Annotated in this window: 20 protein-coding genes; 4 read left to right on the forward strand and 16 right to left on the reverse strand. The window is 34.8% G+C overall.

Annotated elements, in window-relative coordinates; translation table 11 throughout:
* Nucleotides 1-168: 168 nt before the first annotated feature.
* The 4 genes from recD2 to RV14_RS07705 form a co-directional block, all read right to left on the reverse strand.
* The gene (gene recD2 / locus RV14_RS07690) at nucleotides 169-2784 is read right to left on the reverse strand and encodes an SF1B family DNA helicase RecD2 (protein ID WP_071855696.1); all 2616 of its coding nucleotides are present in this window, start codon (nucleotides 2782-2784) and stop codon (nucleotides 169-171) included.
* A gap of 17 nt (nucleotides 2785-2801) precedes the next feature.
* Nucleotides 2802-3458 (reverse strand): histidine phosphatase family protein, encoded by a 657-nt coding sequence (locus RV14_RS07695; RefSeq protein WP_071855697.1) that lies wholly within the window; start codon nucleotides 3456-3458, stop codon nucleotides 2802-2804.
* A gap of 138 nt (nucleotides 3459-3596) precedes the next feature.
* Complete coding sequence (gene trmL, locus RV14_RS07700; protein WP_071855698.1) at nucleotides 3597-4100, reverse strand: tRNA (uridine(34)/cytosine(34)/5-carboxymethylaminomethyluridine(34)-2'-O)-methyltransferase TrmL; 504 nt, start codon at nucleotides 4098-4100, stop codon at nucleotides 3597-3599.
* A 217-nt stretch (nucleotides 4101-4317) separates the two neighbouring features.
* The gene (locus RV14_RS07705) at nucleotides 4318-5175 is read right to left on the reverse strand and encodes a methyltransferase domain-containing protein (RefSeq protein WP_071855699.1); all 858 of its coding nucleotides are present in this window, start codon (nucleotides 5173-5175) and stop codon (nucleotides 4318-4320) included.
* 131 nt (nucleotides 5176-5306) lie between these two features.
* Between RV14_RS07705 and RV14_RS07710 the strand changes: the two genes are divergently transcribed.
* On the forward strand, nucleotides 5307-5945 hold the full coding sequence (locus RV14_RS07710) for a copper homeostasis protein CutC (protein ID WP_071855700.1): 639 nt from the start codon (nucleotides 5307-5309) through the stop codon (nucleotides 5943-5945).
* Nucleotides 5946-6904: 959 nt separating this feature from the next.
* Here RV14_RS07710 and mgtE read toward each other — a convergent pair.
* From mgtE to yjbM, 4 genes are read right to left on the reverse strand one after another with little or no spacing between them, the layout of a single operon-like run.
* A complete protein-coding gene (mgtE, locus tag RV14_RS07715) occupies nucleotides 6905-8266 on the reverse strand; it encodes a magnesium transporter (protein WP_071855701.1) in 1362 nt (453 codons plus the stop codon).
* A 17-nt stretch (nucleotides 8267-8283) separates the two neighbouring features.
* Nucleotides 8284-9183, reverse strand: coding sequence for an RluA family pseudouridine synthase (locus RV14_RS07720; protein WP_071855702.1), 900 nt, complete (start codon nucleotides 9181-9183; stop codon nucleotides 8284-8286).
* A 1-nt stretch (nucleotide 9184) separates the two neighbouring features.
* The gene (locus RV14_RS07725) at nucleotides 9185-9982 is read right to left on the reverse strand and encodes an NAD kinase (RefSeq protein ID WP_071855703.1); all 798 of its coding nucleotides are present in this window, start codon (nucleotides 9980-9982) and stop codon (nucleotides 9185-9187) included.
* The gene (gene yjbM / locus RV14_RS07730) at nucleotides 9960-10664 is read right to left on the reverse strand and encodes a GTP diphosphokinase (RefSeq protein WP_071855704.1); all 705 of its coding nucleotides are present in this window, start codon (nucleotides 10662-10664) and stop codon (nucleotides 9960-9962) included. The genes RV14_RS07725 and yjbM overlap by 23 nt, the downstream gene beginning before the upstream one ends.
* 132 nt (nucleotides 10665-10796) lie before the next feature.
* Here yjbM and RV14_RS07735 point away from each other — a divergent pair, with 132 nt between their 5' ends.
* Nucleotides 10797-11372, forward strand: coding sequence for a CYTH domain-containing protein (locus RV14_RS07735; protein ID WP_071855705.1), 576 nt, complete (start codon nucleotides 10797-10799; stop codon nucleotides 11370-11372).
* Between the two features lie 117 nt (nucleotides 11373-11489).
* Nucleotides 11490-12161 (forward strand): ClpXP adapter SpxH family protein, encoded by a 672-nt coding sequence (locus RV14_RS07740; protein ID WP_071855706.1) that lies wholly within the window; start codon nucleotides 11490-11492, stop codon nucleotides 12159-12161.
* A gap of 400 nt (nucleotides 12162-12561) precedes the next feature.
* On the opposite strand, the gene RV14_RS07745 is transcribed toward RV14_RS07740, so the two are convergent.
* From RV14_RS07745 to efp, 8 genes are all read right to left on the reverse strand, one after another.
* The gene (locus tag RV14_RS07745) at nucleotides 12562-13074 is read right to left on the reverse strand and encodes a shikimate kinase (RefSeq protein ID WP_071855707.1); all 513 of its coding nucleotides are present in this window, start codon (nucleotides 13072-13074) and stop codon (nucleotides 12562-12564) included.
* The gene (gene aroA, locus RV14_RS07750) at nucleotides 13071-14357 is read right to left on the reverse strand and encodes a 3-phosphoshikimate 1-carboxyvinyltransferase (RefSeq protein ID WP_071855716.1); all 1287 of its coding nucleotides are present in this window, start codon (nucleotides 14355-14357) and stop codon (nucleotides 13071-13073) included. Before aroA ends, RV14_RS07745 begins: the two co-directional genes overlap by 4 nt.
* A 21-nt stretch (nucleotides 14358-14378) precedes the next feature.
* Nucleotides 14379-15542 (reverse strand): chorismate synthase, encoded by a 1164-nt coding sequence (aroC, locus tag RV14_RS07755; RefSeq protein ID WP_071855708.1) that lies wholly within the window; start codon nucleotides 15540-15542, stop codon nucleotides 14379-14381.
* Nucleotides 15543-16607 (reverse strand): 3-dehydroquinate synthase, encoded by a 1065-nt coding sequence (aroB, locus tag RV14_RS07760; RefSeq protein ID WP_071855709.1) that lies wholly within the window; start codon nucleotides 16605-16607, stop codon nucleotides 15543-15545.
* Nucleotides 16608-16622: 15 nt separating this feature from the next.
* The gene (gene aroF / locus RV14_RS07765) at nucleotides 16623-17642 is read right to left on the reverse strand and encodes a 3-deoxy-7-phosphoheptulonate synthase (protein ID WP_071855710.1); all 1020 of its coding nucleotides are present in this window, start codon (nucleotides 17640-17642) and stop codon (nucleotides 16623-16625) included.
* Between the two features lie 906 nt (nucleotides 17643-18548).
* A complete protein-coding gene (locus RV14_RS07770; RefSeq protein ID WP_071855717.1) occupies nucleotides 18549-19928 on the reverse strand; it encodes an FAD-dependent oxidoreductase in 1380 nt (459 codons plus the stop codon).
* A gap of 209 nt (nucleotides 19929-20137) precedes the next feature.
* On the reverse strand, nucleotides 20138-20785 hold the full coding sequence (trhA, locus tag RV14_RS07775) for a PAQR family membrane homeostasis protein TrhA (protein WP_071855711.1): 648 nt from the start codon (nucleotides 20783-20785) through the stop codon (nucleotides 20138-20140).
* 666 nt (nucleotides 20786-21451) lie between these two features.
* A complete protein-coding gene (gene efp, locus RV14_RS07780) occupies nucleotides 21452-22015 on the reverse strand; it encodes an elongation factor P (RefSeq protein WP_071855712.1) in 564 nt (187 codons plus the stop codon).
* Nucleotides 22016-22459: 444 nt separating this feature from the next.
* Between efp and RV14_RS07785 the strand changes: the two genes are divergently transcribed.
* Nucleotides 22460-22921, forward strand: coding sequence for an S-ribosylhomocysteine lyase (locus RV14_RS07785; protein WP_071855713.1), 462 nt, complete (start codon nucleotides 22460-22462; stop codon nucleotides 22919-22921).
* Nucleotides 22922-23262: the final 341 nt, after the last annotated feature.

Below are 23262 nucleotides of genomic sequence, written 5' to 3' on the forward strand. Positions count from 1 at the left end.
TACATATCCTCTCTAATCTTATGAAGCTTAACGATTGACTATAATAATACATGATTCTTTTAAACAATCCTAACAACCAAATAAAAAAATGGTGGAACAATCGCCAAAAATTTGATGATTATTCCACTAACGGGGCGACGAAATAAAAATAAGTGTTAACTTAAAATTTTAATTTTTGAAACGTTCCATATTGCAGATATCCTCTTTTTTCATACCAATCATCGGATCAATCCATTGTTTCTCAATAGCTTCAGTTGTCAAAATATATGTTTGAATTCTTTGATGGGTGTTCTTTTCTTTAATCAATTCTTGGTTCATGTTTTCTTTTTCCAAGACAGCGTCTTTGGCTAAAGTGAACAGATTGTCGCCTTTATTTCCGCTAGATTTTTCAGATGTTTCTTGAGAAAAATTCTTGTTTTTTGTCTTTTGTATTAAATGTGTTTTTTCTTCCGTATTTGTATCTGTTCTTTCTTCAAAAGGATCATTGCTGACAAGAGAATCCTCATAAGCGGCTAACTTTGTTTGGGTGACGATACTCATCTTGTCATTTTCTTCAATCCGTTTTTTTAAAGTTGTTAACCGACTGGCTGACTCATTTGTCACACAAGTGAAATAGGCTTGTTCTTCTCCTAGTAAAATTAGTAATTCCTTGCTTCTTGTGATAGCGGTATAAAGAAGGTTACGTTGCAGCATGCGTTGATATTGATGAACCATTGGCAATATGACCATCTTAAATTCACTGCCTTGTGCTTTATGGATTGAACAACAATACGAAAGAGTGATCTTGTTCCATTCGTTGCGCTTATAAGTCACTTCATTCGCATCAAATTGAATCACCAGTTCATCTACTTTGTCTTGTGAATCTTTTGCCAAAACTATTCCTGTAATTTTCCCCATGTCGCCGTTGAATACGTTTAATTCTGGCGTATTTACTAATTGAAGAACTTTATCGCCAATTCGATAAATCGTATCATTCCAATGCACTTCTTTTCGCCCATTACCACCCGGATTAAAAATCTCCTGCATCATCTTGTTTAACGCGTCAATTCCAGCTGATCCACGATACATGGGTGCCAGCACTTGAATATCTTGTGCACTGAATCCTTTATTTCTAGCTTTTTCAACAATTTTTGCCACTAAAGGTTCAATACTATAGACATCGCTTCGAAAGAATGAGCGGTCTTTTTGATTTTTCGTAAAATCTAATGGTAAACGTCCCTCTTTAATTTCATGAGCTAATGGAATAATACTTGAGCCATCTTCTTGTCGGTAAATTTGGTGCAATTCGACTTTAGGTATTTGATCGATCTCAAGTAAATCATGAAGCACTTGGCCTGGCCCTACAGAAGGCAATTGATCTTTGTCTCCTACTAAAACCACCTGCATATTTGTTGGGATAGCTTTAAATAATGTATTGGCTAGCCACGTATCAACCATTGACATCTCATCAATGATCAACAAGCCCCCTTCAAGTTCTTTTGTACTGACTGTCGAAGCTTTTTCACGACCGTTTAAACCGAGCAATCGATGAATCGTGCTAGCCGGAAGTCCAGTTGTTTCATTCATTCGTTTAGCCGCACGCCCCGTTGGAGCTGCTAATAGTATCGGAAAAATCTCCTGAGTATACTTAGTTGGATCCAATTCTAGCCCATTTAATTCTGCAAACAAATTGACGATCCCGTTAATCACCGTTGTTTTCCCCGTTCCAGGACCACCTGTTAAAATAAATAAAGGCGAACAGATGGCTTTAGAAATGGCTTTTTCTTGTGTTTGGTCATATTGGATACCAAACAGCTTTTCAATACGGCGAATAGTTTTTTTCACTGCTTGGTCTTCATACCTGATTTCTTTTTTACGGCTAAGTAAACGTTGAATGGAATTACCAATTCCCCATTCTGAAAAATACAAACTATTTTCATATAAATTTGTTTCTTCTTGTTGAATTTTTCCTTCATCTATCAATTGAATAATCAACGTTGCTACGTGGTCCGGTTGGATTTCTACTGGTCGACTTGTTTCCAAAATTTTAATCGTTTGTTTCAGCAATATTTCAGCAGGTACATATGTATCCCCAGTTTGCACTGCATGTTGAAAAATTTGGTGCAAAATAGCAGCTCGAATACGTCTAGACGAATCTGCTTTAATTCCTATTTGTTCGGCTAAATGATCGGCTCGTTTAAAGCCAATTCCTTCAACATCTTCGACCAATTGGTAAGGATTTTCTTGAATGACATCCAACGCTTCATTTTTATAAACTTGATAAATACTAAACGCTAACTGACTACCAAAACCATAACGATTCAATCCCATAATCACTTGATCCATCCCATGATTCAAACGAATGGTTTCTACAATCATTTCTCTTTTTGATTGGCTTAAACCAGCAATTTGCGTTAAAATCGCAGGATCATCCATGATTTTTTCAATGGCTTCTTCTCCTAGCCGTTCGACAATTTTCTCGGCAGTTTTCTTTCCAATTCCCGGAAATTTTTCACTTGACAGATAGCCGACAATTCCATTTACAGTCGTTGGTTTTTCCTGTTCGTAACGCTCAACTTTTAATTGCCTGCCGTACTTAGGATGATCTACTAATTCACCATAAAAACGATACAGTTCATTTTCTTGAATTTCACCAAAACTTCCAGTGACAACAATTTCTTTTTCACGATAATCCGTAGTCGTTTCAGTTATCCGAATCAATAATACTTTATAAAAGTTACTAGGATTTTGAAAAAAGATCGCGGCAACTGTGCCAACAAAATAAGGCATTACCTCTGGCTGCATCGTGTTGCCTCCTTCAATTATAATAATGACTCGGGTTTCGTTTCTTTTCCTAAAAAGTCAATTTCATTCCATGTTTTTAGTTCATAAGGCAGCAAATTATTCGGTTCTCCTGTTTCTAAAATCGTTAAACTGCTATTGTATAAACCACCCATCTCCCTTAGCTGGCTAATTTTTTTGCCAGTCATCCACTGAATCGCAGCAGTTAAGGACGCTCCATGTCCCACAAAAAGTATCGGACCTTCATGTAAAGCCACAGCATCAGCTACCGCAGTTTCAATACGCGTGATCGCACATTCTATTGATTCTCCTTTAAAAGGAGCAGGATCATAGCGATCTAAGTGATTGCGCAAATTAGGTAAATTTTTAGGATACAATTTGTACATTTCATCAATCAACTGTCCTTCTAGTTTTCCTAATCCTAATTCTCTTAATTTATCTGTGCAGATAATTTCTACTGGATGAGCTAATTCCTTATTGATACCTTCTGCAGTATCTCGAGCACGTTTAGCTGGACTTGTATAGATAGCTTCAAATGGTACGTATCTCACTTTTTTACCTAAAGCTTTGATATCCTCATAACTTTCCGGTAACAGCGGGGAGTCTCCATTACTTCCTTGAAAACGGCGTTCAAGATTCCAGTGTGTTTTTCCATGTCGTGTAAAATATAATTCCATTTGTATCAGACTCCTGTTCATTCATACAACAATGATGAAAACTGTTTTATAAATTTGGTCTTTTTAAAACAAAAATTGATTCAAAAAAAGATAAAATAAGTTATATATACCTTAAAACAGTCCACTTGTAAAATGTTTCTAGTCTAGTTTATCATTTTTATAATGATGCGTTAACTCTAAATTTGGAAATCCTTGTTGACGTAACGCTTCATAAACAATCATAGCTGCTGTATTTGATAAATTTAATGAACGAACATGTTCATCGTTCATTGGGATTCTTAAACATTTTTCTTCATTTTTTCGCATAAACGTTTCAGGCAATCCCGTTGTTTCCTTGCCGAATAAAAAGAAATGGTCTTGGCCATCAGCAAAATTTTCATCACTATAAATTTTATGAGCAAATTTTGAAATCAAATGAAGCTTGCTATCCCCTAAATAAGACAAAAAAGCTTCTAAATTGTGGTGATAAGTGATAGTTACGTCCTTCCAATAATCAAGTCCTGCCCGTTTTAGATGTTTATCATCTGTTGAAAATCCTAGCGGTTCAATTAGATGAAGAGGCGTATTAGTTGCCGCACATGTTCGTGCAATGTTTCCTGTATTAGCTGGTATCAGCGGTTCAAATAAAACGATATGATTCATAAAGCTTCATCCTTTCATTCGTATCATTACTAATGATCATTTTGGCATAAAAAAAAACGTATCAACTCGGTGTTAGCCACTGCGAGTCGTTACGTTAGTGAAGCTCTTCTCACTAACTTTTATCAGAACAGGAACCTGATAAAAACCAATGAAAAAACAACTTGTTGTTACTATATCACCAACGACCTCTTTTTGCAACCTTTCGTAAAGAATAATTTCATTGCAATCGTTTTCTCTTATTTCCTTTTAATAATTCTACATCAATTGTAATTTTTTTCAAAGGATTTTTAGATAATTGTTCTTTTATTTCTTGACTTACTTGCCATTCTAAAGGGGACATTGCTAAAAGTGCTTGTCGGTTTTTCTCAGGAATTTCAAATTCATAAGTGATACGTTCTCGTTTGGTTACCACCAACGATTCAGCAAATTTTGCTACAACTCGCTCATTCGAATATTGTTGTTTTTCCAATTGATCAGGATAAAAAGCTTGCCGTAATTCTTTTAAGTAATATTGTTGTGGCACAATCTTTAAAACCTCTCCTTCATTTGTTAGTACTCGTTGGAACTCCTTATAATGTGATGGAGAAAAAATATTTAAAATGGTTGTAAATGTTTGATTTTCAAAAGGAAGGTTAGTTAAATCTGCAACACACCAAAATGCTTCAATAAAATGATCAGTTGCTGCATACACGCCTTCTTTAGAAATATCAAAACCTACTGCTTTTTTTAAAGGCTTTGCTTGCGCTAATTCAACTAAAAAACTGCCTTCACCGCAGCCAACATCTAATACCTCCGCATTATTTGTTAACTCTTGTGCTAACAATTCAATTACTGGCTGATACATTCCTGATTGGATTAGTGAGCGCCTAGGAATAAACATTTTTTGGTCATATTCTGTTTTTATTCCATGAGATAAAAAATACAACGTACCTTTCTTTGACAAATCAAATTGGTGCTTTTTTTGACAGATTAAACCTTTTTCAGTTATATCGACTGATGTATGACAAAGAGGGCAACGAAACAGCTGGTTATTTTCCCTTAAAAACTGGCGACCTTGGTCAATTTTTTTTAACATGTTTTCTACTCACTTCTCGCTTTAATTATTACTTTATCCTTCTTTCATCTTACCGTTTCAACTAAACTTTAGCAACTATCAAAAATATGTTACAATTTTTTAAGAAATGGTAAATAATAAAGGAGAAAAAAATGATCAAAGAATTTTGTGCAGAAAACTATACTTCTATTCCTCTAGCCATTGCAAAAGGCGCAAATAGAATTGAATTATGCGATAACTTAGCTGTAGGCGGAACTACTCCCAGTACGGGCGTCATAGAAGAAACGTTAAACTATGCCCATGAAAAAAAAGTTCCGGTGATGACGATGATTCGACCACGAGGCGGTGATTTTGTTTACAATGATAGTGAATTAAAAATCATGCATACAGATTTAATCGAAGCAAAAAAATTAGGAACAGATGGTGTTGTGATCGGAGGATTGACTCCTTCAGGTTGGATTGATGAAGAAGCAATGGAGTTGTTAATTGACACTTCAGAAGGTCTACAAATTACCTTTCATATGGCGTTTGACAGTATTCCGAAAAAACGACAATTTGAAGCAATCGATTGGTTAGCTAAGCACGGTATCGATCGTATCTTAACACATGGTGGAGAGGCAGACAGACCAATCGAAGAACATTTTGAATATTTAAAAAAATTAATCGCTTACGCTAACAACCGACTGATTATTTTGCCGGGAGGAAAAATCAATGATACCAACTTAAATACCGTTGTAAAAGAATTAGGAGTTAATGAGGCTCACGGAACAAAAATCATCTCATTTGATTAAAGAGGTTTTTCAAAAGCCGAGAATACTTACAACTTTAATCGTATAGGGAAATCAACTTTTATTGAAGTATAGCTATATAATTAACCAACCGACTGATGTTCAATCGACATATTATTAAAATACCTATTAAATGGATATTACTAAAAATGTCTGTTAAAATCTTTAAGAAGTGTTTTTTATATGTTGGAAATCCACTATGGGCATGGTTACGTCTATTCTGTTTCATCATAATTTAGTGTGTAAAATACAGACAGGATATTTTGTTTAGCCAAATAGACAGGTCTGTTAAACAATGATTAAAACAAATCACTGATGATAATCATATAAAAATTATTGAAAAGACGAATCCGTATGCTACAACATAAAGCCTTTGAACCTCTCTTAACTGAAGTCAAGAGAGGTTCAATAGAAAATCTAATCATAAAAGATAATTCCAAAATAAAACTCGATATTTAAAAACGATAGATATCTTGTATGCTTCTAATGATAAACATACAAAAGTTGACCTTCCTCGACTAAAAAAATTGCCTTAAGAAACAAGGAAATTTCTTCATTACGAGCATTAAAATCAAAAGCGGATGTAGTTGTTGATTAACGAATTAATAAAAAATAAACTAAATGAACGTTTAAGCGTTCCTACAAAATACTAGAAAATCTATTTATTCCTCAATATGAATCAGATAGTTTAAAAATTATTTTTCAAATAAAAATTAACTATGCGTTTTTCTTTTCTAATTTATCACTATATACGATTAAATTAACTCTTTGCCTACCATTTATTAAATAGACACGAAACAAATAACTTTTCTTTAAAAAATTGCCGAAAAATCCTGAAAAAAGAAAAATAATTTTCGAGTTTTCCGGTTTATTTCTTAAAATTAATTTTTTATTTTAAGAAGAACGATCCATTCATCTTTTTTTGATGATGCTCGTTTTTATAGCTTCCTATTGTTCCACATTTACATAAAATATTCCATAAATAACGAAGCAATATTAAAGTAGATCAACACACTAGTTAAATCACTTAACGTTGTGATAAACGGACCGCTAGCCACAGCTGGATCAAATCCAAGGCGATCCATTAACATAGGAATCAAACTACCGGCTAAATTTGCTACGGTAATAGCAAACAGCATCGCCATACCAATAACAAATCCTAAAATAAAATTATGCTTCCAAATTCCAACGATCAAAAAAATAGTTGCTCCTGTTACTAAACCTGTTACTAAACCCGTTAAAACTTCCGCTAAAACTAAGCGAATAAAACCCGCATTTTTGTCATCAGAAATCGCTAAACGCCGAACAGCAACCGCCAATGACTGTGTTCCTGCATTTCCTGCCGTTCCAGTAATCAAGGAGATAAAGACTGCTAAGATGCTCGCTTCATTTACTAATGCCTCATAGTGACTGATAAGAGAAGCCGTCGACATGCCTAAAAATAAAAGGGTAATTAACCAAGGAAGTCGTCTTGCAGCTGCTTTAACCGGATTTTCATCAATTTCCTCAACATTGACCCCAGCTAAACCAGAATAGTCGCTTGCCGCTTCATCATCGATGACATCAATAATATCATCAACTGTTACAATTCCTAACAAATGATCATCGTAATCCGTAACTGGCAAGGCTAAAAAGTCATAATCACGAAATGTTTGCGCAACGTCTTCTTGGTCATCTCCAACATGGACGGATATCACCCGTTCACTCATTAATTCAGAAATCATCGCATCATCATCATTAACGATCAAATCACGTAAAGAAATGACTCCCACTAACTGTCCTTCTTGATTTACAACGTAAATGTAATAAATTGTTTCTGCTACGTCTGCTTCATTTTTCAACACATACATAGCAGAGCGAACTGTTTGATTGGCTACAATTGAAACAAACTCAGTGGTCATAATAGCCCCAGCTGTTTCATCTTCATAATGCAGCAATTCTTTAATTTCACTTGCAGCATCAGTAGTCATCAAACTTAAATATTTTGCAATTTGTTTTTTATCTAACGTATTTAATAAATCTACTGCATTGTCCGTATACATTTCTGAAAGCATTTCGGCTGCATAACTAGGTCGCATTTCAGCTAAATACTCTTTCATATGTTCATTATCTTCTTCAATGACATCAAACATATCCGCTAATTCTTTAGGAGACAGGTAAGAATAGATCAGTTGGCGATCCTCTTCATTCAGTGCTTGATAAAATTGCCCTTGTTCATAAATATGCATTTCCAAGAAACTATTTCTAAATTCCTGAATATTATTTTCTCTTAAATCCCACAGTAACTGGGCAAATCGCTCCTCTAATTCTTGATTTTCATCCAAACCAATCTCACCTCACCCTAATCTTTAAAATACTGGAGAACCGTTGCCATATCTTTTGCTACAGACTGCTTAAATTCCAATAATTCTTGTGTAAAGGGATGATAAAATCGTAAATCGTAGCAATGTAGCGCCTGCCGTGTAATGCCAAGGTCCATACGCCCACCATACATTTCATCTCCTAAAAGCGCACAACCTATCTCAGAAAAATGGACTCTAATCTGATGGGTTCTTCCTGTATGCAGCTGGATATCCACCAATGCTACCTCATCCATTTGCTTTTCTATCCAATACTCAGTTTGCGCACTTTGTCCTAACGAAGAAACCATACGCTTGAGCAAAGAAGAAGAATCTCTAGCAATCGGCAAATCAACCCAGCCGTGTGTTTGTAATTTATTTAAGCTGCCGCTTACAAGCGCTTGGTATTTTTTAATCACTTTTTTTTCCCGCAGCTGGCTATCTAATTTAGCATGAGCAAAACCATGTTTTGCAAAAAGCATTAACCCAGAGGTATCTCTATCTAACCGAGTAACAACATGAATCACTTGATTTTCATATCCTTGCTTTTTATAATAAGCTTTTACTCGATTTGCCATCGTTTTATTGGGATGATATTGCGCAGGAATAGAAGAAATACCAGCTGGCTTATTAACGACTAAAAGATGCTCGTCTTCATAAACAATATCAATCGGCGTCTCATCTAAAAGAACCGTTTCATGCTCTCCTTCAGCAGGAATCACAATGGTTACCTTATCATTATAAGTTAAAGAAAACAAGACATTTTCGATTTTCCCATTTACTTTGATTTCTCCACCTTGAAACTTTATTCTAGCTAATAGTCCTTTAGAAACTCCCTTTTCCTTTAAAAAATATTTCACTTGTTGCGGTTGTTGTTTCTCATAAGTCCACACAAATTCCATGTTACCCCTCGCCAATAAAGGAGTCTTTTACACGATGCCAAAAATGCATATGACGATAAGAAGCAAAATGAATTCGCTCTTTAGCAATTCGATAATAAACAGACTGAATATTCAATTCAGTAATAGCTAATTGATCAACTGTCACAAGATAATCCTCCGTATTTTCCAATTTAATTTCTATCCACTCATCTTGGGCAATGACCATAGGCGAGCCCAACGTTCGAAAAACGCGATTATTTAATGAAGCAATTTCTGCTAATTGAAAGGCATTGATGCTAGGGTGGATGACTGCACCGCCAATACTTTTATTATAAGCAGTCGAACCCGTTGGTGTAGACACAGCCAACCCATCCCCTCTAAAACTTTCAAATAGTTCATTTTTGATATACACATCTGCGACCATTGTGCGATTGGCTCGTTTAATCGTCGATTCATTCAAAGCAAAAAAATGCTGGGCTTTTTTATTATTCAAATAGCAAATTCGTACGTCCAATAAAGGATAACTGACACTTTGTTCACGAGTCGTCTGCAAACTGGCTACCAGTTCTTCTAATTCATAATCACGCCAATCAGTATAAAATCCTAGATGCCCCGTGTGTACTCCTAGAAAACGAACTTCATTTAACAAATGACTATAACGATGAAAAGCAGACAATAGCGTACCGTCTCCTCCTACAGATATCACTAATTCTGGTTGCTGTTCATTGATTTGAATACCTGCCTGTGATAAAAGATTTTTCAACCGTTCGGTAGCTTTAACTGTTTTTCTTTCTTGGTTATGAACGATTGCTACTTTCATCGGCATTCCCCTCATTTTCCTTTTTTCTATTTAAAATCGTTCGATAATAAGCATCATCACCTTTTCCTCTGCCATGAGAAAACAAGCGTTGAGCTTCTTGAATTTCTTCTCGGATATTAGACATTTCTTCATCTAATTGATATGCCGCTTCTGCTGCACGCTGCAACCTCTCACTCATTTCTTCCGGAAATACTCCTTGATACTTATAATTCAATGAATGTTCAATTGTTGCCCAAAAATTCATTGCTAATGTTCGAATTTGAATTTCTGCTAAAATTTTCTTTTCACCACTAATTAGTTGAACAGGATATTCAATTACTAAATGATAGGAACGGTAGCCGCTTGCTTTTTTGTTTGTAATGTAGTCTCGCTCTTGTATGACTTTCATATCTTTTCTTTTGCGGATAATGTCCACCACTTGATGAATATCTTCTACAAACTGACACATGATTCTCAATCCAGCAATATCAGACATTTCTTCTTCTAAACGCCCCATTGGGATATGACGCAGCTGTGACTTTGTAATAATACTTTCTACTGGTTTTACTCGTCCCGTAACAAATTCAATTGGAACATGGCGATTTTGTTCTCTAAATTGCTTGCGTATCCCACGTAATTTCACTTTTAATTCTGACACAGTTTGTTCGTACGGTGCTAAAAATTCTTCCCAATTTCGTTCCATAGCTGCTCCCTCTACTTTGTTAACATTCTTTTTTATTTTACCATATAAATAAAGTTTTTTCGTGCCTCTTAGCTTTTTGTATTGACCAAAGCAAAAATTTTAGGCAGAATAAATAAAAGGGGGGGAGTACATATGTCTGAAATATTAGAAATTGAATATAAATCAATATTGACTCAAAAAGAATATATACACTTAATTCAGTATTATCACTTAAAAACTGATGACTTTACGGTTCAAACAAACAATTATTTTGACACCTTAGATGCACAACTAGCAAAAAAAAACTGTGGGCTGCGCATCCGATTGTTTGATACATACGCAGAGTATACTTTAAAAACGCCCACGAATGAAGGCAAACTCGAAACGACAGAAACTTTAAAAAAAGAAGAAGCTCTTTCTTTAATGAAACAGCAACAGTTGCCTCGCAACGGCGCTGTCTTTCAAAAACTGTTGAAACTGTCGATTAAAATTGATGACTTAAACAAAATAGGAGAAATCACAACAAAACGTGCAGAAGTTCACATTGATGAAGGCATTTTGGCGATTGATGAAAGTTTTGGAGAACATCTACATGATTTTGAATTGGAATTAGAAGTAACTGATCCATTCTTTGGTAAATCAGCATTCTTAACACTTTTAAAAGGGTTTTCTTTTCCTTATCGACCCGCTAAAAATAAAATTCAACGAATGCTAGAGGCAAAAAATTAAAGTTCTATCATTTTCACAAGACGCTTGAGTTCATTTTTTGTCATTTTTCTGTTAAGTTATACGTTGTGAATAAAAGAATTCACGAGTTGTATAGAATCTATTTTGGGGGAGATTCATATGATCGAAATTTATCTATTTGTTAATCCATTGGGGAAAAACTGTTTCAAATTAGAACAACAGTTATTACAATTTATTGAAGAAGAATATGGAAAGCGATCAAAAGAAAAGATGCAGTTTCGTTTCCTTCCTTTAGTTAATTTGCGGACAATTGGGGATGTCATGCAACACAACAGAATTTCTCAAAAAAATCTAGCTGCACGTAATCATTTATTTTCAACCACTTATTCTGCTGCACTAGACTGCAAAGCCGCACAGTTTCAAGGTAAGAAAAAAGGCCGTCAGTTCTTGTTTAAGCTCCAAGAAGCTGTAGGCTGCCACAAAATTCCTTATTCTTCAGAACTCGCTGAAACTCTTTTTGCACAAGTCGGAGGCGATATTGCAATGTTCAAAGAAGATCGCCAATCTGAATTTGTCAAAGAAGTATTTTTCTCTGATCAAAAAATTGCTCGGGAGATGGGCATTACTAAGCACCCTTCTGCCGTAGTTTACAATTATTCCTGTGAATATGATTTCGGAGTCTTAGTTGAAGGCACCCACACTATACGAAAAATAAAAGAACTTTGTAAAGCTAAAAATGATTCTTATCAAATTTTTGATGACAGTCATTTACATACAAATGCTTCTCAATTCCAATCAGGAAACAACTATTTATATCTACTTTCTAATTAAAAAATAGGGTTTATATTAAAAATAGACAATCGTAGAAAAATTTCTACGATTGTCTATTTTTATTTGATTGAGTTAAAGCATTATTTATAGGAAACGTACTTATCCATTATTTGCCAAAATAGACAGAATAAATAACTCAACACAAGCAAAAAGAAAAACACGCTATAATTAATGAACAAAACAACTACTGTTCAAGATATCAACAGATACTAAAAGTCTGAAAACGTTCAATCCAAGCAACTCTTCACTTTTTATCAAAAAAGATAGCCTCTCGTTCATAGAATTTTCAAGAACAAATGAACATTTTTTTCTTGTTTAATCAATTATCCACCCTTCATCACAATGAATTATTTTTTCCTAAACATAAGCTAAATTTTTCTTTTAATGGGTTACTAAATTATTAAACTCCTTGATTTTCCAGCTGTTCTATAATCTCTTCGGTAATTTCTTCTGGTGATTTTTTTGAAGTATCTATCGTAATTTTTGCTAGTCTCTCATACCATTTTCTTCGTTCTAACAACAATTTTTTTAATTCCAAATCACTGTTTTTTAAAGCTAAAGGGCGGATAGTTTCTTGATCTTGTCGGATTCGTTCAATTAGAATTTCTGCTTTGCCTTTTAAATAGACGACTTGATGATCTTTTAATAGCTTCTGATTTTCTTTCGATAATATAGTCCCTCCACCTGTAGCAATTATCCCCTCTTTTTTCAAAAATTCCTTTAGAAGATTTGTTTCCTGTAAGCGAAAAGCAGCTTCACCAGCAGTAGAAAAATATTGAGCAATCGAGCACCCTAAACGATTAATCAACTGCTCATCCATATCAAGGACATTTTTTCCCAGTTGCTGTGCCAATTTTTTGCTAATTGTTGTTTTGCCAGCACCCATAAACCCAATCAAAATGATTGGTTTCATTTAGACCCCTCCTTGATTAGTTTCGATAAATCAGTAAAAAAAGACGGATAAGAGATATTTATTACGTCCGGATTGATCAATTCTACTGGTTCATCTGTCAATAAAGCGGCTATTTGGAGCATCATGCCAATTCGATGATCCCCATGGCTATTCACTTTAGCTCCATGTAAAAGAGTTGGTCCTTGAATAATCCAGCCATCTTCTGTCGCTTCAATCGTCGCACCCATTTTAGTTAATTCTTCTGCAACCGCAACAATCCGATTGGTTTCTTTAACTTTTAATTCTTTTGCATCGCGAATTATTGTAGTACCTGTTGCTTGAGTAGCTGCTAATGCAAGAATTGGTAATTCATCGATTATACGTGGGATAATTGCTCCTGAAACTTCACAAGCGTTCAATGAAGCAGATCGGACAATTAAATCCGCGGCTTGGTTTTTCTCATTAATTCGTTGTTTTTCAATCACCGCACCCATTTGTAGCAGTACATCAATAATTCCTGTACGTGTGGGATTAATTCCCACTTGTTTTAATAATATTTCACTATTAGGTAAAATACTTGCAGCCACTAAGTAAAATGCAGCAGATGAAATATCCCCGGGAATAGTTATTTCTTGACCAATTAAATTTTGCGGTCCATCTATTAAAATTTTTTTACCTTCCACTTTAATCTTTCCACCAAATTGTTTAATCATTTCTTCAGTATGGTTCCTTGATTTTTCTTTTTCAATAAGGATGGTTTCCCCATGAGCCTGCAAAGCAGCAAAAAGAAGGGCCGATTTTACTTGTGCACTAGCAATCGGCATGGAATACTCGATACCCTGCAAATCTTTTCCAGTCACTCGAATAGGAGGAAAATCTGACCGTTCAATTCCTTGTAATTCTGCTCCCATCTCACGTAACGGATAGATGACGCGCTCCATGGGTCGAAGATTTAACGAACGATCACCGGCAATTTCACAAGTAAAGGGTCTACCTGCTAAAATTCCTAACACTAAACGTATGGTCGTACCAGAATTTCCTGCATCTAATCGCTTATTCGGAGCAGTTAACGCTTCAAAACCTTTTCCTTTAATTATAATCCGCTCGTTTTCTTCTGTAATATTTACCCCTAATTGTTGAAATACTGCAATTGTACGTAAACAATCTTCAGCTTTTAAGAAATGATTAACAATCGTTGTTCCCTGACTGATGGCGCCAAACATGATACTACGATGAGAAATTGATTTATCCGCAGAAAGTACAACTTCTCCATTAACCCCGTTTTGAGTTGTTAATAATTTCATTGTTTTCATAACAGCCTCCATTTAAAATGATCGGATCATTTTACGATGATTTTCTACTGCTTTTTTTAATTCCTGCATATTATCTGCTGGAAAATAATCAAGAAGCTCCATAGCAATGGTTGTTGCAATCACATGTTCCGCAACGACTGATGCAGCGGGAACAGCCGTAATATCCGAACGCTCTACACTGGCTTTATAAGGTTCTTTAGTATCAATGTTCACACTCATTAACGGTTTATATAAAGTAGGAATGGGTTTCATTACTCCTCGAATAATGAGGGGCTCTCCATTGGTCATTCCACCTTCAAATCCACCTAAATGATTGCTTTTTCTTTGGTAGCCTTTTTTATTCCAAATAATCTCATCCATTACTTCTGAGCCTAGCAAAGAAGCTGCTTCAAAACCAATACCAAATTCCACACCTTTAAACGCGTTGATACTTAGCATAGCTTGAGCTAATTTGCCATCTAACTTTTTATCCCATTGAACATAACTTCCTAACCCCGCTGGAACATTTTCAACTCGTACCTCTACAATACCGCCCAGCGTATCTCCTACTTTTTTCGTTGTATCTATTAACGTTTTCACTTGATCCTCCACCGTTAAATCAACCATATTCACTGCGGAAATAGCCGTTTTTTCCTTAATTGCCGCAACTGACAGTTTTGGTGGAATCTTTGCCTTAATTCCCCCAAGAACAGCCACATGCCCTGCCACTTCTATCGCTAACGAACTTAGCAGTTGCTTAGCCAACGCTCCAATAGCTACACGCATTGTAGTTTCTCTTGCAGAAGAACGCTCTAATACATTTCTAAGATCTCGATGCTGGTACTTCATTCCTCCTACTAAATCGGCATGTCCGGGTCTTGGTTTTGCAACACGGCGTAAGCTTGCTTCTTTTTCAGAAACTGGTGAAATAGACATCACCGTCTGCCAGTTTTTCCAATCTTTGTTTTTCACAGTCATTGTGATAGGAGAACCTAACGTTTTTCCATGCCTTACGCCTGATGTAATTTCCACCTGATCTTGTTCAATTTTCATACGACCACCACGACCATAACCGCCTTGCCGTCTAGCCAATTCCTGATTGATTTTTTCAATAGATAACATTAATCCAGCAGGAACTCCTTCAATAATTGCCGTCAATTGGGAGCCATGTGATTCTCCAGCAGTTAAATAACGCATTTACTCACCTTTTTCTAAATAATCTTTAATCATTTCAATTGGTATCGACTGAATCTTTGCCCGACCAATTTTTTCCAACAAAATAATTTTCAAATATTTCCCCCGATTTTTCTTATCATGAGTAATCGCTTGAAATAATGCCTGTTCATCCCACGGTTCATAGAAAATAGGTAAATGATACTTCTGATTCATAGCACAAAGTTTGGCAGTCGTTCCTTTAGGCATCTCATTTCTTTTTTCAGCCTTTCGACTAATTTGCACCATGCCGATAGCCACTGCCTCTCCATGACTGATTTGCCCATATCCTGCTATCTGTTCAATTGCGTGACCTATCGTGTGACCAAAATTTAAACACAAACGGCTTCCTCGATCAAACACATCTTCTTCCACTACTACTTTCTTCACCCGTAATGCTTTTTCAATCACTGTTTCACTATGAGATAATAAATCCGCTACATCATTAAATTTCATTAAATCATCCCACAAACTTTCATCTTTAATTGCCCCACATTTAATGACTTCTGCAATACCTTCTTGAATCCTTTTTTCAGGTAAAGTGTTCAGTGTTTCTGGATCAATCAACACCCCATCCGGCTGTGCAAATGTTCCAATCATATTTTTGGCAGCTGGTGCATTGACAGCCGTTTTCCCACCAATACTCGAATCAACTTGTGCTAATAAAGAAGTGGGAATTTGCACAAAAGCAATGCCACGCATATAAGTAGATGCCACAAACCCAGCTAAATCACCTACTACGCCTCCCCCCAAAGCAATTACACCGTCACTTCTCGTAAATTGCTCTTTTGCTAGAAAATCATATAACTTAGCAGCCATTTCAAGCGATTTACTTTTCTCATTCGCTGGAACAACATATTTTACAACATCATAATAATTTTCTAATTGTTTTTGAATCTGTAGTCCATAAAGTGGAAAAACATTTTCGTCACTAATAAGCACAATTTTCTTTTCTTTCCACAATCCTTGAATCCATTCAGCCACTTTCTTTAAAGCATGCCGTTGAATAATAATTTCATAGCTTTTTTCTGATAGAACAACTTCTAACATAAACGTTCCTCTTTTCTATAAAGCGTTGATCTTCTTCATCGCTTCAACTAAAAAATCTACTTCTTTCATCATCTTTAAATAGCTCTCCTCATTTAAAGATTGCTGCCCATCTGACCAAGCATGAACAGGATCAGGATGAATTTCTACAATCATGCCATCAGCTCCACTAGCAACTCCTGCACGTGCCATCGGACGAACTAAATCCCACATCCCAGTTCCATGACTTGGATCCACGATGATTGGGAAATGACTTAATTTTTTAATCAACGGCACTGCGCTTAAGTCAAAGGTATTTCTAGTAGCCGTTTCATAAGTACGGATTCCTCGTTCAATAAAAATAATCCGGAAATTATTTTGAACAGCAATGTATTCAGCTGCATTCAACCATTCTTCAATTGTACCGGAAATCCCACGCTTTAAGCCAATTGGTTTATCTGTTTTTCCAACAGCCTCTAATAAACGATAATTTTGCATGTTGCGTGCACCAATTTGAAGAATATCAGCATATTGACAAACAACATCAATATGAGCTTCATCCATCACTTCAGTAATGACTTTCAACCCATAGCAATCTGCCGCTTTACGTATCATCTCTAGACCTTTTTCTCCTAACCCTTGAAAAGCATAAGGAGATGTTCTTGGCTTATACACACCACCACGTAAAATTTTCGCACCACCTGCTTTAGCCATTCGTGCAGTTTCCATAATTTGCTCTTCTCCTTCGACTGAACAAGGACCAGCCATCGTGACAAATCCGCCATCCCCAATTTTAATTCCTTCTACATCAACAACCGTATTTTGTGGATGAAATTCACGGGAGGTCAATTTATAAGAATTAGTTATCGGAAGTACCTGTTCCACAATGTCATATTCTGCAAATGAAACCGATCGAATTACTTTAAAATCTCCTAAAAGTCCTATTACAAAGCGGTCATTTCTATAACTGATTTGCACATCTAACCCTTTTTCTTTGATACGTGTAATTATAGGTAATAATTCACTTTTTTGGATCCCTTGTTTCATCATTAAAATCATAGAATAACTTCCTTTATTTTTTATTTTTACCTTTATTCATTTACTTTTTTACACAGTTTGTACAAAAACTCAATAAATGAACATGTCAGCTTTTTTTAAATCAGTTACGTTTAGCTCTCCCGTTATATATAAAAAAAGCCACCATAAAAAATCTACAGTAGCTTTAAATAAACAAAAAAGCCACTATAGATTCTCATCTATGCAGCAGTCCTCACAAACATCTAGCCATCATAGATACAAAAATTCTACCCGTGACGTTTGCACCGATCATTTATAGACACAAACTTATCTAAAATAGCTTAAATAATCAGTATTCAGTTGTGAATGTTATGTCATTTTTGAATAATCATTCCAAACGGATACAAGAACGTACCTAGTATAAAGTTGTTTTTGAAAGAAGTCAATCATTTTCTATATTAAACTTCAATTTGCCTTTTCATTCTTTTGAAGACTCACTAAAACTCATTTTTAGTTTTTACCAATTATTTTCAAACTAAACCGACCAATTGAAAAAGAAATAAGAAATAAGAAAAGAGTAAGAACAGAATACGGATATAATCACTAAGCATCAATAAGATAAAGTACCTTCTAAATATTGTTAAACGAACCCAAAACAAAGAAATATTTTCGACTTCTTGCTGTTGAAAAATCTTCAATTTCAAAAATAAGCCAAAATTGATAGAAAGAGCTCATCAATCATGGCTTATTTAAAAAAAATTATTTCTATCATCTACACACTTTGAGGGAAAAGTTCAAATTGTTTTGCTTTGTCCTTTCAAAGGATACGAAACGAATTAGGAGTTTAAAAGTAAGTTTTTGAACAAACGTTTTTTGTTCATTCACGTCGCTATACTCAATTTAAAGCTGTTATTATGGCTTCTTTATGTCAATTTGTATAAAATACGTTTATTCCACAAACGCTTCTTCTCCCAATACTTGTTGGGCAGCAAGATTAAGCAAACTCCATTGACGGTCAAATCCTGGCTGAAAGAAGAAGTCCGCTTCTGCCAAATCTTCAATCGTCAGTTTTTGTTGAATCGCTAAAGCTAAAACATTCCCTTGAGCCGTTACATCATAAGTAGACAAAACTGCCCCTCCAAGGATCTGATGGGTCATCGGGTCAAAAAACAATTGAATTGAAACTTTTGTATTCCCATATTTTTCAGGAACATACTTAGGTCGCAAAGTATCTTCATAATATGCTGTGCGAACCGCTATTCCTGCTTTTTCTGCGGTAAAACTATTTAAGCCACTCGCAGCAAAATGGTAGTCAAAAACACTTAACGCCGAAGAACCAACTACACCACCAAACGGTTCACTTGGCACTTTTTCAAATAAATGTTTCACCACATAACGTGCTTCTCTTCTAGCCACTGTAGCTAATGCAATAGGCATTTTCGCACAAGCCGGTATCGAATAAACCAAAGTAGCGTCTCCCACTGCATAAACATCTGGAAGATTTGTTTGCAAATACTCATTTGTGACAATCCAACCTCGGTCATCCAAATCCACTACACCTTTTAACCATTCCGTATTGGCTTTTACACCTGCTGCTTGAATCACTAAATCCGCACGAATTTCTTCATTAGCAATTTGAACAGCACTTACTTGACGCTCTCCAGTAAAAGCAGTAATTTTTGCGCCCGTTACAACTTTTATGCCCTTTTCTTTTAAATGTTTTTCTAAAATATCAGTCATTTCTTTATCTAAATATGTTCCCAATGGTCGATCGATCACATCTAACAATGTCACTTCTTTCCCAGCTTTTCGAAACGCTTCAGCCGCTTCAATTCCAATATAGCCCGCACCAATCACAGCTACGTTTTTGATGTTTGAATCAGATATTTTGTCTTTAATTCTAGTCGCCCATTCATAACCGCGCATCAAATAAACATTTTCTAATTCGTTTCCCGGAACAGGCAAAGAATTAGGCTTAACTCCTGAACTCAAAATCAATTTATCGTATTCATAGTCTTTTGTACTATTGTCTAAAAGACTAGTAACCGTTACTGTTTTTTTGTCAGCATGAATCGCTTTTACTTCATGATTATTTAATATATGAACATTTGATTGGGGAAAATTTTCCGGTCTAAAATTTCGTACGTCATTCACATCTGTCACTTGATCCTCTAAGTATAATTCCATCCCACAAGACATAAATGAAACATAATCTCCCGCTTCAAATAATGTGATCTCTACTTCTTCACCATATCTAGAAAGTAATTCTAAAATAGACTGGTGTCCGCCATGTGAAGCACCTACAATCACGACTTTCGTCTTATCCATCATTAAATCCCTCCTTGTTCAATTATTTAGAATGACTCTAAACAATATAAACATAACACTTGATTTTTTATAAATCAATGAAAACGTCTTCTAAACGATAAAACAACACTGGCTTCTCGCAAACGAATTGAACGAGCAAAAAGAGAATTCGAGGAGACACTCAAACTCTCTTTTTGCTCGTTACATCAATTAAAATTCAAATGATCCCTTTAAATTACATAACCAAAGTACACTGCTAAGAACATTAATGTTGCTCCTAACATAACAAATAAGTGCCAGATAACATGGGTAAACTTTTTGTCTTTCATGCTATAAAAAATTGAACCAATTGAATAAGCTAAACCACCCGCTACTAAAAGAATTAATCCTATTAAATTGATGTTTTGGTAGAGTTTAGGCAAGACAATCACAATTCCCCATCCCATCACATTATAAATAATTGTAGACACTTTAGACACTTGACTAACTTTTGATAAAGTCAAACATTTATAGATAATTCCAATAACAGCAGTTATCCAAATCACACTAAGCAATAAAACACCCGCAAAACCTTGAACAATCAATAAACAAAAAGGTGTATAGGTTCCTGCAATCAATAAGTAGATCGAACAATGATCAAATATTTGAAATATTTTCTTTGCTTTAGTAAAAATTAAACTATGGAACAACGTAGAAGTAAAAAATAGTAAAAACAACGAACTTCCATAAATAAGAAAAGCAACATAATCCAGCGTAGATTGCGCTCTTTGCATTAATAAATCAAAACAGCTAACACTTAATAATGCTGCAATACCATGAGTAACTGCATTTAATACTTCATTGATAATTTGATATTTTCGGCTAAATTCTGCTTCCATTTTTGCATTTCCTCCGATCATTGATGTTTCTATTCTTATTAATCTGTGATATGCCGTTTATAAAACTTTATCATCTAGTTTCAAAAACTATTTTAAACCTTAATGTTCAAAATAGCAAATAAAAAAGATAATACCACCAATAATCACTCCAATAAACCCAACCACAATGAAAAAATACGTGCATGTTCTTTTCTTTACTTACTTTATGGACGTTTTCTTCAAACTTTGCTCGTTATAAGAAATTTGATATCCACGTACAAATGAGCAAAGTAACCAAATCTTTTCCTTCTTTGATCATTAGATCATTGGTGGTTGTGGGTACAGCTGCTTTTATTTGATCCACTTGGTAAACTAATTTTCAATTGTTCGTTTCAAGAAAAACAAATCATCTGTTTCTAATTCAGTGAACAGCTTTGCTTTTGACAGCTCCGATAACTTACTAGAACGGCATGCGTGCTTTTCCCCTGCTTAATAAGAAGGTAGCCCCAACAAATATACGGTGATTTATTTTTGTCGTTATAATGATTTTGAAACGACTTTGTATCAATTATCAATGCCTATTAAATGCTCATCATAAAAGATTGTAAAAGTAATGATAAAAAAGACACTCAATTGATAACCATTTATTGGTTTCAACTGAGAGTCTTTATTCCGAAATTTTACTCGCTATTTAGCAGCCCGTTTCACATATGAACCTTCTGCTGTGTTAATTTCAAGTAATTCATCTGTTTCAATAAAGTCAGGAACATTGACTACTAAGCCTGTTTCCATTGTCGCTGGTTTACCTGAACCAGTAACTGTTGCGCCTTTAATGGAAGGCTGTGTTTCAACTACACGTAAGACAACAGTTGTTGGTAATTGTACCCCAATTACTTCACTGCCAAAAAATTGAATTTTTACTTCCATATTTTCTAAAATATACTTCATTTCTTCTTCCACTGTTTCCACTGGAATTTCATATTGTTCATATGTTTCAAGATCCATAAAAAATGCTGTATCATCCATTGTATATAGATATTGAACAGGTTTCGTATCAATGTGAGCTTTTTCAAATTTTTCTTCTGGTCTAAAAGTTGTATCATACGTTGCTCCTGAGCGAACATCTTTTAATTTCATACGCATTACTGTATTTCCCTTACCAGGTTTATGATGACTTGCTTCTAAAACTTTAATTAGTTTACCGTCTTGAACAAATGTCATACCGGCTCTTAAATCACTTGCTGAAATCATTATTTTTGCTCCTTTTATCTTAATCATAATCAACTTCATTGTATCAGACAAGCGCGTAGAAAACTAGGAAATTATCTATTTTTAAATTTTCATCTGCTATTTTCTCATTATTTTGTACTACTTTCAACCATCAATTATATGACAATGTGAGATATCAAGTGAGCTGAAAAGAACCCTTTTAAAAAAATGAATTATTGAATCTTTAAATAAAAGACAAGTAAACTATGGCTTTTCCTCATCTAAAACTTCCCTAATTGTTCTTTGAAAGACAAATCGCAAAACAATGAAAGAAAAGATAAAATTCATTTCAGATTGCTACACCTATGAAGAAATAAGTGATAGAATCTAAGTGAATGACATTTGTGTATAGAAAGTTTCAAGGAAAACAATATTTTCTTTGTTTCTATAAACAAAAAAATTACTAATCGTGAGGAGTAAACACACATGAAAATGAATGTAGAAAGTTTTAATCTTGATCACACAAAAGTAAAAGCACCTTATGTTCGAGTAGCTGACAAAAAAACAGGCGAACACGGAGATGTTATCATTAAATATGATGTACGTTTTAAACAACCAAATAAAGAGCACATGGAGATGGCAAGCTTACATTCTTTAGAACACTTAACTGCCGAATTGATTCGTAACCATGCAGACTATATTGTTGACTGGTCTCCTATGGGTTGTCAAACTGGTTTTTATTTAACCGTGTTGAACCATGAAAGTTATGAAGATATTTTAGATGTCTTAGAAAAAACAATGAAAGACGTACTAGAAGCCACAGAAGTTCCTGCAAGCAACGAAAAGCAATGTGGTTGGGCAGCTAGTCACACACTAGAAGGAGCTCAAGCATTAGCACGAGAATTTTTAGAAAAACGCAATGAATGGACACAAGTTGAAGCAAGATAGCAAAGAACATTGTGAAATATTTAAAATGACAATCAAGATAACATATAAAAATTGTCAATAATTTATTAGAATAACATCCCAAATAGTTTTTCATTCAAATTAAGCTCCAAACAACTAAAAAGATTGTTTATGTTGTTTGGAGTCTTTTAATTATTCACAGTAAAAATCTTTTACAAATATTTATAATTTTCCTAACAACTAAAGAATGAGCCAAGATACGCTCTGAAAAAAATAACTACTTGAATCTTATTATGAAATACAATGCTAAATTATAGTTTATAACACCATAACAAATTAGTTATTAATTTATGCAAAAAAAAAGCAGATGAATTAAATTCATC

The sequence above is a fragment of the Enterococcus ratti genome (genome assembly GCF_001886195.1).
Taxonomy (GTDB): Bacteria; Bacillota; Bacilli; order Lactobacillales; family Enterococcaceae; genus Enterococcus_B; species Enterococcus_B ratti.